The sequence below is a fragment of the Kitasatospora sp. NPDC004669 genome, from assembly GCF_040609455.1.
In the GTDB taxonomy this organism is placed as follows: Bacteria; Actinomycetota; Actinomycetes; order Streptomycetales; family Streptomycetaceae; genus Kitasatospora.
In genome coordinates this window covers 1-12,856 of sequence record NZ_JBEXKB010000070.1, presented here as the reverse complement: position 1 = coordinate 12,856, position 12,856 = coordinate 1, and the positions used below count along the sequence as shown (strand labels likewise).

Annotated in this window: 7 protein-coding genes; 2 read left to right on the top strand and 5 right to left on the bottom strand. The window is 76.1% G+C overall.

Annotated elements, in window-relative coordinates; translation table 11 throughout:
* Positions 1–212: 212 nt before the first annotated feature.
* The gene (locus ABZW30_RS37855) at positions 213–3,137 is read left to right on the top strand and encodes a BTAD domain-containing putative transcriptional regulator (protein ID WP_355675824.1); all 2,925 of its coding nucleotides are present in this window, start codon (positions 213–215) and stop codon (positions 3,135–3,137) included.
* Here ABZW30_RS37855 and ABZW30_RS37850 read toward each other — a convergent pair.
* From ABZW30_RS37850 to ABZW30_RS37830, 5 genes are all read right to left on the bottom strand, one after another.
* Positions 3,077–3,664: a sigma-70 family RNA polymerase sigma factor gene (locus ABZW30_RS37850; RefSeq protein ID WP_355675823.1), complete on the bottom strand. Its 588-nt coding sequence runs from the start codon at positions 3,662–3,664 to the stop codon at positions 3,077–3,079. The two genes, ABZW30_RS37855 and ABZW30_RS37850, sit on opposite strands and share 61 nt — an antisense overlap.
* A 213-nt stretch (positions 3,665–3,877) precedes the next feature.
* Positions 3,878–4,285: a hypothetical protein gene (locus tag ABZW30_RS37845; protein ID WP_355675822.1), complete on the bottom strand. Its 408-nt coding sequence runs from the start codon at positions 4,283–4,285 to the stop codon at positions 3,878–3,880.
* A 143-nt stretch (positions 4,286–4,428) separates the two neighbouring features.
* Positions 4,429–5,607: a S8 family serine peptidase gene (locus ABZW30_RS37840; RefSeq protein WP_355675821.1), complete on the bottom strand. Its 1,179-nt coding sequence runs from the start codon at positions 5,605–5,607 to the stop codon at positions 4,429–4,431.
* A 73-nt stretch (positions 5,608–5,680) separates the two neighbouring features.
* Positions 5,681–9,034 carry a right-handed parallel beta-helix repeat-containing protein gene (locus ABZW30_RS37835; RefSeq protein WP_355675820.1) on the bottom strand — a complete coding sequence of 1,118 codons (3,354 nt, stop codon included), beginning with the start codon at positions 9,032–9,034 and terminating at the stop codon, positions 5,681–5,683.
* A gap of 46 nt (positions 9,035–9,080) precedes the next feature.
* The gene (locus tag ABZW30_RS37830) at positions 9,081–10,607 is read right to left on the bottom strand and encodes a hypothetical protein (protein WP_355675819.1); all 1,527 of its coding nucleotides are present in this window, start codon (positions 10,605–10,607) and stop codon (positions 9,081–9,083) included.
* 212 nt (positions 10,608–10,819) lie between these two features.
* Here ABZW30_RS37830 and ABZW30_RS37825 point away from each other — a divergent pair, with 212 nt between their 5' ends.
* Entirely contained in the window at positions 10,820–12,805 is a 1,986-nt protein-coding gene (locus ABZW30_RS37825; protein WP_355675818.1) for a hypothetical protein, read from the top strand.
* Positions 12,806–12,856: the final 51 nt, after the last annotated feature.

Below are 12,856 nucleotides of genomic sequence, written 5' to 3'. Positions count from 1 at the left end.
GGGATTGAGGCCCGAAAAGGGCCCGTCGGGCAACACCCAAGGTTCGTGCGGAGTTCACCCTGTGATCATCATGCCCGCGACATCCGTGCCGCGTTCGAGGATGATCACCCCGCCTAATTGACGCGCGTAGACTCACATACCGGACAGGATGATTGAATGACCCGTCCCGGCCACTCCGCCGGGAGCCGCAGACATGCAGACATGGGGAGCGCATGCGCATTCGGCTGCTCGGGCCCACCGAGCTGAAGGCCTCGGACGGCCGCACCGTGCCGATCACCGGGGCCAAGCGCCGCGCGGTGCTGGCCCTGCTGGCCCTGGAGTTCGGCCGGTGCGTGCGGATCGAGCGGTTCTACGACCTGATGTGGGCCGAGGAGCCCCCGGTCCAGGCCAAGGCCGCGCTCCAGGGGCACATCGCCGCGCTGCGCAAGCTCCTGCACGGCACCCCGCTCACCCTGCACACCCAGGCGCCGGGCTACCTCCTCGACGGCGACCGCGAGTCGGTCGACCTCCACCGCCTCAGCTCCCTCACCACCCGCGCCGCCGCCGAACCGGACGACACCCTCGCGGCCGCCCTGCTCGGCGAGGCCCTCGACCTCTGGGACGGGCCGGCGCTCGCCGACCTGCCCGACACCGAGCAGCGGCGCAGCCTGGCCAACCGGCTGGACGGCGTCCGCGAACAGGCCCTGCACGACCGGGCGGAACGCCTGTTGCGCACCGGCCGCGGGGCCGCCGCCCTCCCGGCGCTCGAACAGCACCTGCACACCGACTGGCTCCAGGAACCGACCGTCGCGCTGCTGGTGCGCTGTCTGCACCAGGCCGGGCGCCCGGCCGAGGCGCTGCGGCTCTACCACCACACCCGCGCCGGACTCGCGGCCGAGCTGGGCCTCCACCCGGGCACCGCGCTCCAGGCGGCCCTCGCGACGGTGCTGGCCGACGAGCGGGCCGTGGCGGACGGCGGCGCACCGGTGAGCCTCGACGAACCGAGCCTCGACGAACCGAGCCGCGACACCCACGCGAACCCGCCGCAGCCGCCGACACCCCTCCCCCGCCCGGCCGCCCCCGCGCCCCGACCCGCCACCGGCCCCCTCCCCCGCCGGACGGCCTGCTTCGTGGGCCGCGAGGCCGAACTGCGCTGGCTCGACCAGGCCTGCGGCCCCGACCGCCCCGACCACGCGCTGGCCGTCGTGGTGGGCGCGGCCGGGGCCGGTAAGACCGCGACCGTGGTGCGCTGGGCCCACGCCGCCACCGACGGCTTCCGCGACGGGCACCTGCACTGCGATCTGCGCGGCTTCGACCCGGCCCGGCCCAGCACCCCCGCCGAGGTGCTGGGCCGCTTCCTGCGGGCGCTCGGGCTCGCCGAGGCCGAGATCCCCGACGACCACGCCCGGCGCGGGGCGCTCTACCGCACGCTCACCGCCGAGCGCGAGCTGCTGGTGCTACTCGACAACGTCCGCAGCGCCGAGGACGTCACCGAACTGCTGCCCGCCGGGCCGCGCTGCGCCACGGTGGTGACCAGCCGCCACACCCTGGAGGACCTCATCGTCACCGAGGGTGCCGCCCTGCTGCGCCTGGAGGCCCTGCCGGAGGCGGACGCACTGGCGCTGCTCGGCCAGGTGCTCGGCGAGGACCGGCTGGCCGCCGAACCCGCCGCCGCCCTGCGATTGGCCGGACTCTGCGACCACCTGCCGCTCGCCCTGCGGATCGCCGCCGCCCGGCTCGCCGCCCAGCCCTCGTGGACCGTGGGCGACCTGGTGGCCGAGGCGGAGGACGACCGCACCCGGCTGCCCGCCCTGGACGCCCAGGGCGGCGTGAGCGTGCGCTCGGCCCTCAATCTGACGCTGCGCCGCCTGCGGCCCACCGCCGCCCGGCTGGTCGCGCTGCTGGCGGTCCACCCCGGCCCGGAGATCGACGTACCGGCGGCCGCCGCGCTGCTGGAGGCCCAGCCGGTCGAGGTGCGCACCGCGCTCGGCGCCCTGGCCGCCCACCACCTGCTCACCGAGACCGCCCCGGGCCGCTACGGCCGCCACGACCTGATCCGGCTCTACAGCCGGGAGTTGCTCGACGCCGAGCCGCCCGCAGAACGGCACGCGGCACTGACCCGGCTGCTCGACCACTACCTCGCCGCCGCGATGGCGGGCGCCGGCCGCCTGCAGCCGCACCTGACCGAGTTCGAGCAGCCGGTGGAGTTCCCGCCGCCCGCCCTGCCCGACCTTCCGGACGTGCGCACCGCCCTGGACTGGTTCCGCACCGAGGAGCCCACCGTCCGGGCGTTGGTGGCCGCCGGTGCCGAGGCCGGCGAGCACGACCGCTCCTGGCGGCTCGCCTTCCTCGCCAACTGCCTCTACTTCGGGGCCGGTCGACTCACCGACCGGCTGGACTGCCTGCGACACGGCCTCACCGCCGCCACCCGCACCGGGGATCCGGTCGCGACCGCCCTGGTGGAGGCGGCCACCGCGCGAGCGCTCAGCGGCAAGCGGCGCCCGGTCGAGGCCCTCGCCCTGGCCCGACGCGCCGCCGACCGGACCCGGGACCACGACGGCCCGGCCCAGATCTACACCATGGCGGTGCTGGCGGTCGCCCTCGCCGACCACGGCGACCTGGCCGAGGCCGTCCGGCTCTCCGCCGCCACGGTGCGCCGACTGGACGGCCTGGGCCTGCACGACGCGGGCGCGGCCGTGCTGAGCAACGCCGCCACGCTGGCCGCACGGGCCGGGGACGGGGCGACCGCGCTGCACCACGCCCGCGAGGCCCGGCGGCTGCTGGCCGCGCACCCGCACGCCACCTTCCACCTCTTCGCCCTCGCGGACGAGGCGCACGCCCTTCAACTCCTCGGCCGCCAGGCGGAGTCGGAGCGGGCCTGGACGGAGGCGGCGGAGCGCTGCCGGGCCAGCGGGGCGCTGCACCTGGAGGCCTCGGTGGAGCAGCGGTACGCGGACTTCCTGCTGGCCACCGACCGCCCGCTGGAGGCGGCCGAACACCTGCGCAGGGCCGAGGAGTTCCACACCCGGACCGGTGACACCCGGGGCGCCGCCGAACTCGGGGCGCGGATCGCCGTGATCGAGCGGGCGGCCGGGGTTCAGACCGCGACGCCGATGCCCCGCGCCTCCAGGATCGGACGCAGCGCACGCACGGCGTAGAAGCTGCGGGACTTGACCGTCCCCACCGCCACGCCGAGCACCTGGGCCGTCTCGGCCATCGAGCGGCCGTTCAGGTGCAGTTCCACCAGCACCTCACGATGGTGCGGCTGGAGCTCGGCCATCGCCGTCTCCAAGTCCCGTGCGGCGAGCACCTGGTCGTACGCGTCGTGGGCGGCGGCGTGGTCCTCGGGCGTGTCGTCGGCCACCTCCTGGACCCGCGCGGTGGCCATCCGGAAGTGGTCGATCGCGATCCGGCGGGCCACCGTGAACAGCCAGGGCCGGCTCTGTTCGAGACCCCGCTCGATGGCGGCCGGATTCTGCCAGGCCCGCAGCAGGGTCTCCTGCAGGATGTCCTCGGCCTTCCCGCGGTCACCGCTGGTGACCCGCAGCAGGGCCCGCATCAGGTACGGACCGTGCAGACGGTACAGCTCCGCCAAGGTGTCCTGGTCCAGGGTCGCACGGCCTCGGGAGGGCTGGTCGGTGCCCTGCGGGGCGCCTTCGGGGGAAGCGGCGGCTTCCACGGCCACGGCTCTGTCCTTCGCTCCGGTACAACGGCGTCGGCGAGGAGCGGCGGGGGTCCCGTTCGGTGTGGTCCCCGGGGCCTCGCCCTGACGGTATTACCGTCCCAGCCGACGCCAAATTCCGCCCAACGATCGACCAACGACCCCCGCTCGCGGCCCCGTTGGCGGCCGTTGGCGCACGTTGGCCGCCGTTGGCCGATCAGCGCCGGTCAGCGCCGGTCAGCGCCGGGCCGCCAGTGCGGCGGTGAGCCGCTGGACGCCCTCCTCCCCGCAGCGCTGCATCAGGACCGCGACCCAGCCGCCGAGTTCGACACGCTCGCGCTCGGTCCAGGCGTTCACGGACGGGTGCTCGTCGACCACCAGGACCCGGGCCAGCACCAGGTGGGCGGCGGCCGGCACCGGCCACGCGCGCCCGGCCAGGCCTTGCACGGCCAGCCTTCGGGCCACCGCCACGACCTCCCGGGCGGGGGCCGGCGGCACGTTCCAGCCGGTCGGGCCCGCCTCCGCGGCCCGCTCCGGTGCGCTCTCCCGCCCGGCGTCCTCGGCCAGCCAGCAGGCGATCAGCCGCCGCGCCGTCTCCTCGTCGTCCCGTCCTGCCACCGTGACCGCCGTCGTCGTCGTCGCCATCGGATCCCGCCTCACCCGTCTGCCCGGTCCTGGACGCGGGCCGTTCCTCTCCTGTCACGTAGTTGAACGGATAACTTGCTAGCGGATGTTCAGCACTTCGTAGCCGTCCGGATCAGCGATGTTGGGCAGAAGGCAAAGCTCCGTCAGGCGCCGGGGCGGCGGGGCTCCTCCGCCGCCCGTCGACGGCCGAGGCGTACGGTCAGTCCACCGAAGGCCACCAGCAACAGCACGCCCGTGCTGCCGCCCGCCACCGCCAGGGCGCGCCAGGCGCCCGAACGGTCCGGGCCCGGGGGGATCGCCACCGGAGCGGCGGCGGCCGGTGCGGGGGCCGCCGAGGGCCAGGAGGCGGTCACGGCCGCCACCGGGTCCACCGTGCCGTAGCCGACGGCGGCGTCCGGCAGCCGGGTGCCCGGGTGGTAGGCGGTGGACTCCAGCCGGCGGGTGAGCTGCTCCGGCGTCAGCTCCGGCCGCAGCGCCAGGACCAGGGCGGCGGTGCCGGCCACGTAGGCGGTGGCGCAGCCGGGTCCGGAGGCGGTGAACACGCCGCCGCCGGGCCCGGGGCCGGTCACACCCTCGCCGGGTGCGGCGAGGTCCACCCGCCCGTCCGGGGTGCCGGCCGCGCCGCCCGAGTCGACCGAGGCGACGGCGAGCACCCCCGGGTAGGAGGCGGGGAACACCGGGGCGCCGCCCGTGCCCCGGCCGTCCGGGCCCACCGGCGCCACCAGCAGCGCGCCGTGCGCCGCCGCGTACTTGACCGCCTCGCCGAGCGCGTCGCCCGGCCCGGGCACCGGCACCACGACCGCGATCACCCGCGCGCCCCTGTCGACGGCGGCGCGGATCCCGGCGGCCAGCAGGTCGGGGGTGGTGGCGCCCGCGTCGTCGGTGACCGCCACGGCCAGCACCCGGGCGTCGGGGGCGAGCCCGGACGGACCGCCGTCGGCCGTGCTGCGCCCGGCCACCAGCCCGGCCGTGAAGGTACCGTGGCCGACGCAGTCCCGGCCGGCGTCGCCCGAGCCGTACAGCCGGGGCCCGAGCTGCAGCCGCCCGGCCAGCGCCGGCGACCCGGCGTCCACACCCGAGCCGACCACCGCGACCGTCACCCCGGCGCCCCGGCTCAGCGGCCAGGCGTCCTCGGGGCGCAGCTCCGCGCGGGCCCAGCCGGCGGTGTCGGCCGGGTGGTCCGAGGGTTTCAGGCAGCCGTTCTTCTGGACGTCCTGCCGGGTCTGGGTGACGACCGGCGTCGCCTCCGGGCCGCCCGTGGCCGTCGGGGTGGGCGCGGCCGCCGCGGGGGCGGCGCCCACCAGCAGTGCACCGACGAGCACCAGCCCGGCTCCCCGCCGCCCGCTCACCCGGCACCGCCCCGGAACGCCCGCGCGGATCCTCCCGGCCGGCCGCTCATACCGCGCTGCCCGACCGCACCGGGGCCACGTCCTGCGGCAGCAGCAGGCTGAGCTCGGCCAGGTCGGAGACGTCCAGTCGGCTGAGCCGGCCGGCCTGCCGGGTGATCATGCCCTCCAGCGTCTGCCGGGCGGTGCGCCCGTTGCCGAAGGTCCGGTCGCGCGGCATCGCGGCGAACGCCCCGGTGAGCGCGTCGACGGTCTCCGGCGCCAGGACGTACCCGGCCTTCTGGGCGTGCAGGCCGACGATCGTGACGAGTTCCTCGTCGGTGTAGTGCTCGAACTCGATCTGCCGGGAGAACCGCGAGGCGAGGCCCGGGTTGGAGGCGAGGAAGCCGCGCATCTCGTCCTCGTAGCCGGCCACGATCACCACCACCTCGTCGCGGTGGTCCTCCATCAGCTTCATCAGGGTGTCGACCGCCTCCTGGCCGAAGTCGTTGCCGGCGCCGCCGCGCGGGGTGAGCGTGTAGGCCTCGTCGACGAACAGGACGCCACCGCGGGCCCGGTCGAAGGCCTCCTTGGTGAGTTGGGCGGTGTGCCCGACGTAGCGGCCGACCAGGTCGGCGCGGGCGGTCTCGACCAGCTGGCCGGTGGGCAGCACACCGAGTTCGGCGAGCAGCCGCCCGTAGAGCCGGGCGACGGTGGTCTTGCCGGTGCCGGGCGGCCCGGCGAAGACCAGGTGGTGGCTGATCGCGGCGGTCGGCAGGCCGGCCTCCTCGCGGCGGCGGACCTGGGTGATCAGGTTGACCAGGTCCTCGACCTGCTCCTTGGCGGCCGGCAGGCCGACCATGGCGCGCAGTTCGGCCAGGATCTCGGTGCTGTCGACGGCCTTGGCGGGCCCGGAGTCCGTCACCCCGGTGTCCGCCGCGACCAGCACCGCCAGGTCCTCGTCGGCGATCTCGGGCTGCCGGGCGAGCCGGGTGGCCTGCCGGTCGACCATCTCCTCGAAGACCTTGCGGGCGGCCCGGCCGTTGCCGAAGTCCGGGCCCTTCGGCATCCGCTCGAACAGCGCGGTGAGCGCCTCCCGGGTGCCGTCCGCGAGTTCGTAGCCGTGCCCGGAGGCCGCCGTCTCGACGATCGTGACCAGCTCGTCCACCGCGTAGTTGGCGAACTCCACGGTCCGGCTGAACCGGGAGGCCAGGCCGGGGTTGCTGGCCAGGAAGTCGGTCATCTCGGCCGAGTAGCCGGCCACGATCACCACGATGTCGTCGCGGTGGTCCTCCATCAGCTTGACCAGGGTGTCGATGGCCTCCCGGCCGAAGTCCGGGCCGGTGCCGCCGACCCCGGCGGCGAGGGTGTACGCCTCGTCGATGAAGAGCACGCCGCCGAGCGCCTCGTTGAACACCTCGGTGGTCTTGATCGCGGTCCCGCCGACGATCGCGGCGACCAGGTCGGCGCGGGCGACCTCGGTCAGGTGCCCGCTGCGCAGGACGCCGAGTTCGGCCAGGATGCTGCCGTAGAGCCGGGCGACGGTGGTCTTGCCGGTGCCGGGCGGCCCGGCGAAGATCAGGTGTCGGCTCATCGGGAGGGCGGGCATCCCGGCGAGTTCACGCCGCCGCGCCAGCCGGTTGAGGTTGACCAGGGTGGCGACCTGCTCCTTCACGGCGGCCAGGCCGACCAACGCCTCCAGCACCTCCAGCGGGCCCCGGGCCGCGGCGGCGGGCGCCGGTGCGGCCTCCGCCGCCTGGACCGGCTCGCCCGGTGTGCCCGCGACCGCCGCGCGCGGCGCCCCGGCGTCGGCGCTCGCCGAGCCGTGCGCGTCGGGGTAGCCGTTCTCCCGACTGTGCAGGTTCTCCACCGACAGCCGGGTGCTGGGAGTGGTCTGCCGCAGGCCGGAGCCGCGGTTGCCGGTGGCGGTGCAGCCGGTCGCCCTTACCGCGTCGGTGGAGTCGACCCGGATGCCGTCGGCCGTGTTGTCCAGCGCCTCCAGCTGGGTGAGGACGGCGCGGGCGCCGGCCCCGATCCTGATGCCGTGGCGGCCGTTGGCGCGGGCCCGTACCCGGGTGCAGGTCAGCTCGCCCGCGTCGTCGACCGCGAGGCCGTCCTCGGTGGACTCGGCCACGTCGCAGTCGCGCAGCGTGGCGACGCCGCCCGCGCCGACGTGCACGCCGACACCCTCGGCGCCGCGCACGGTGGTGCCGCCGACGAAGGTGTTGGCGCCGTCCTCGATCAGCACGCCGGTGCGGCCGGCCGCCAGCACGGTGGAGTCCTCCAACCGGCCGCGGCCGTCCCGGACGGCCTCGACCCCGTTGCCGCGCGCGGAGGTGACGGTGATCCGACGCAGCAGCGGATTGGCGCCGTCGCCGATCCGCACGCCGGCGCCGCCGACGTCGCTGACCTCCAGTCGGACCAACTCGGCGGCGCTCTCGCCGCCGAGATCGACCCCGGTGTCACCGCAGTCACGCACGGCGAGCCCGGTCAGCACCGGTCCGGCGGAGTCGTCGACGTGCACGCCGACGCTCTCCGCTCCGGTCACCTCGCAGTCCTCGAAGGTGCCGCGCGAGCGCCCGGTGACGTGGATGCCGTGGCCCCGGGTGCGCACCGCGCGGCAGCGGCGCAGCAGTGGGTCGGTGCCGTTGCCCAGCACGATGCCGTGGCCGGTGGTGGCGGTGACGGTGCAGTCCTCCAGTTGCACCCGGGCGGCGGAGCTGATGTAGACGCCGAGCGTGGTGTCGCGGACGGCGGTGCGCAGCACCCGGGTGGTGCTGTGCTCCTCCAGCGCGATGGCCGGCTTGTCCGTGGTGGAGATCTCGCAGTCCTCGATGCTGCCCCGGGCCTCGCCGTTGGCGCAGATGCCGTTGCCGCGCGCGTCGCGCATGACGCAGTTGCGGACGACGGGGTTGGCGCTCTCACCGATCACCAGCGCGGAAGTGCCGAGGTGCTCGATGACGGTGTCCTCGATGACGCTGGCGCCGGTCGAGGTCTCCACGATGCCGGCCCCGGCCGAGTTGACGATGCGGCAGCCGCGCATGGCCAGCGCGCCCTGCTGGCGGGTGAGCACGGCCGTCCAGGAGTTGCCGACCACCTCGCAGTCCTGGAGGGCGGCCTGGCCGCGCGGCACGTCGACGGCGGGCAGTTCGTCGTCCTGGCCGTGCAGCACCAGGCCGGTGAGCTGGACGGCCTCGGCGACCACCTGGACCACGCAGCCGCGCCGCGGGGTGATCCGGACCGTCCCCCGGACGTCCTCGGCGGCGATGGTGACCATCTTGGTGATCACCAGGTTCTCCTCGTACCGCCCGGGGCGGACCGAGATCACCGCCCCGGCGCGGGCGGCCTCCAGGGCCTCGCCGATCGTGCGGTAGGTGCCGCCGGCCCCCTGCTCCTGGCACACCGTCAGCACATGGCGCGACATGGCTCGCCTTCCCTTCCGTCTGCTTGCTTCGTCCGCTGCGGGCGGGTCATCCGGCGCAGTCGACCTTCACGGTCGAGGCGGCCAGGCGGGCGCCCGCGGTGCTGCCCCAGTCGATGCCGCGGGTGTGCAGCATGACGCCGATCCGGTTGCCGCTGAGCTGGTAGGTGCCGGCGCTCACCCACTGCCCCAGGTTCTGCGGCTGGTTGATCGTGAACGAGCCGATCGTGCCGCTGCCGGGGCTGCTGCCGTTCTGCACGGTGTAGTAGGCGGGGGCGCCGCCGACCGCCTTGAGGTCGCGGTTGTTCGGGATGTACACCGAGACACGGCAACTGCCGGAGGAGACGGGGCCGGTGGAGAAGGTCCAGAACGCCGAGTTGCCGTCGTCCTTGTTCCGGTCACCGGACATCGGCACCGAGGTGTAGTCGCCACCGCAGTCGGTACCGCCGTCGTAGTTGGTGACCCAGTCGCGCGAGCCGGCCGAGCGGCCGTTCTCGCGGTAGCCGGTGCTGGTGGTGGCGCAGCCCGGTCCGGCTTCGCCGGCGTAGGACGGCGCGGCCGGCAGGGCGGGCACCACGGGCGGCTGCTGGGGCGGCTGTTGGGGCTGCTGCTGCGGCGGCTGCGGGGCGGCCGGCTGGGCCGGGGGCTGCACCGAGGCCTGCGGGGCGGGGCCGGACTGGGGGCCGGTGGCGGGGCGGTCCGCGGCGCCGTTCCCGGCGCGGACCGCGGGGGCCGCGCCGACGGCCAGGCCGGCCGGCGCTCCGGCGGCCGGGGCGGCGCCGGGGGCGAGCTGCTGGTCCGGTGCCCCGGGGGCGGGCGTGCCGGGGGCGGGGGTGGCCGCCGGGTCGGTCGGCGGCCCGCTGGGGGTCGCGGGCCCGGTGGTCGCGGCCGGGGTGGCGGGCGTCCCGGTCGGGGTGCCGGGCGCGTCGGGCTCCGGCGCGGGCGTGTCGGGGCGGCTGGTGCCGGTGCCGCCGAGTGACTCGACGGCGTCGGTGCCGACCTCGCCCCGGCCCATCACCAGCGGCAGGCCCATCAGCACGACGCCGACGGCGGCGGCCGCGACGGCCGGCCGCGGCACCCGACGGCGGCCGGAGCGCTCCTCGGCGGGCTCGGGCGCTCCGGCTTCGTCGGTACTGCTGGTGCCGGACCCGGTGGCGGCCGGGCCGGCGGCTGAGGGGGCGACCGAGGCGAGTGTCCTCGCCGCCCGGGCGGGGGCCTGCGTGATGGCGCGCTTGAGCGCGACGAGCCGGGCGGCGCCGGGGGCGCCGGGCCTGGCGGGAGCGGCCGACTTCGGCTTCGACTCCGGTTCCGACGCCGACTTCGGCTCCGACTTCGACTTCGGCTCCGACTCCGGCTTCGACTCGGAATCCGCATCCGGTTCGGCGACGGGCTTGGCCGGAGCGGCGGGCGCGGCAACAGCGACAGGGGCGGCTTCGGCCTCGGGCGCGGGCGCGGGAGCCGCCGGTTCGGCGGAGCCGCTCAGGCCCTCCGGCCCGTCCTCGTCCATCCCCCAGGCCACCGCCGGCAGCTGGTACCCCGTCGACGCGCCGCCGTTCCCGTCCTGGCTCGTGCCCACCACAGCTCCCTGGCTCCCGTCGAGTTCCCGATCCCGGGAGACGCCGGCGCCGTGCCGCCGAAGTCTCCGCCACGGAGCACGGACGGACCACCCCGCGCGGTTCACCGCCGCCGCCGAAAGTTTCCACGGGCATCGCGCGGGCCGCTGAACCGCCCGGCCCGGGCGGGGCGTTCACCCTGTCGACCTGTTTCAGGCCCGACCGAGGAGAGTCCATGTCCCACGCCCGTGCCGGCCGGCCCGCCGCGCTGCGCGCCGCCGTCGCCGTCTCCGCCCTGGCCGGACTGGCCGTCAGCTGGGCGGCCCCGGCCGCCCTGGCCGCCGAACCGCGCCCGGCCCCCGGCAACGCCGCGCCCGACGCGCCCGCCGGCGACGCGACGGACTGGCTGCACGTCGCCGACGGCCGCCTGGTGTACGGCCACGACGCGCAGGGCAACCGGATCCCCGACTTCTCCTACGCCGGGTACCGCAACGGCGCCCAGCCGCTGCCGCCCGCCAAGGTCGCCGTCACCCTGGACCCGGCCTCCGCCGGCGACGACGCGGACCGGATCCAGCAGGCGCTGGACAAGGTCGCCGCGCTGCCGCTCGGGGCGGACGGGCTGCGCGGCGCGGTGCTGTTGTCGGCCGGCGCTTACCGGGTCGGCAAGCCGCTGCGGATCAAGGCCTCGGGCGTGGTGCTGCGCGGCGCGGGCAGCGGGAGCGGCGGCACCAGGCTGGTCGCCTCCGGCGAGCCGCGGCCGCTGGTCGAACTCGCCGGCGAGGGCGCGCCGCAGAAGAGCGGTGCCGAGCACGCCGTCACCGACGACTACGTCCCGGTGGGCGCGACCACGCTGACGCTGGACTCGGCCGCGGGCCTCAAGGTCGGCCAGCAGATCGTCGTCCAGCGCCCCCAGGAGGACGCCTGGATCAAGGCGATCGGCATGGACCACATCCCGCCCCGCCCGGACGGCACGCCCTCCAAGCCGTGGACCCCCAACGACGGCCTGCAGTTCCAGCGCACCGTCACCGCGGTCGACGGGAACAAGATCACCCTGGACATCCCGCTGACCAACGCCCTGGAGAAGGAGTTCACCCACGCCAAGGTGTGGGCGTACGACTTCCCGGGCCGGATCTCCCAGGTCGGGGTGGAGGGCTTCAGCGCCGACGGCTCGGCCTTCGTCTCGGCGCCCGGCTACGACGAGCACGGCTACTTCGCCAGCCGCTTCGTGGACTTCGCCGCCGTGCAGGACGCCTGGGCCCGTGACATCGCCGCCGACGAATTCGGCGCGGGCATCGGCTCGATCGGCGCCACCGCCTCCCGGGTCACCATCACCGACACCAGCGCGACCGGCATGGAGCACGCCGTCCCCCAGCGGGCGCCGTTCGCCCAGCCCGGCGCGTACAGCATCGACGGCCAGCAGAGCCTCGTCGTCAACTGCAAGGTGAGCGGCAGCAATGTGCACGCCTGGCTGACCGGCGCCCGGGTCGCCGGGCCCAATGTGTTCTCGCACTGCAGCTCGGACAACACCGGGGGCTTCCGCCTGGACGCCGGCCCGCACCAGCGCTGGGCCACCGGCACCCTGTACGACGACATCACGATGCTCCACTCGCGCGGCCCGAGCGACGACCTCGCGCTGACCAACCGCGCGAACGCGGGCTCGGGCCAGGGCTGGGCCGGCGCCAACCAGGTGATGTGGAACGCCGATGTCGGCTTCTACGGCGTGGAGAACCCGCCCACCGCGCACAACTGGGCGTTCGGCACCCGGGGCACGCCGGTCGAGGGCCGCCAGACCGGGGTCCTGGTCTCCACCGGCACCCCCGTGCAACCCGAGAGCCTGTACGCCCAGCAGCTCGCCGAGCGCGGCGGCAGCGCCCCCACCCCGGCCCCGACCCCGACCGGCGGCCCGACGGCCACCCCGACCGGCACCGCGGTCCCGAAGCCGAGCGGCACCGCCAAGACGACCGCCCCCGCTGCAGCCGGGTCCGCGCCCACCTCCCCGGCCGCCACCACGGCGGCACCGACCGGCACCGGCTCCGGCACGCCGTCCGCGTCCGGGGGCAGCAGCACGGCGGCCGCGACCGGCTCCTCCGGCAGCAGCCTCGCCTCGACCGGCTCCGACGGCCTCTCCACCGTGCTGACCGTCGCCGGCGGCACCATGATCGTGGGCGGGGTCGCCCTCGGCCTGGCCCGCGAGCGCCGCCGCGGCCGACACTCGGGCTGACCCGGCGCCATGACCGGAGCGGCCCCCGGCCGGTGGGATCCCACCGGCCGG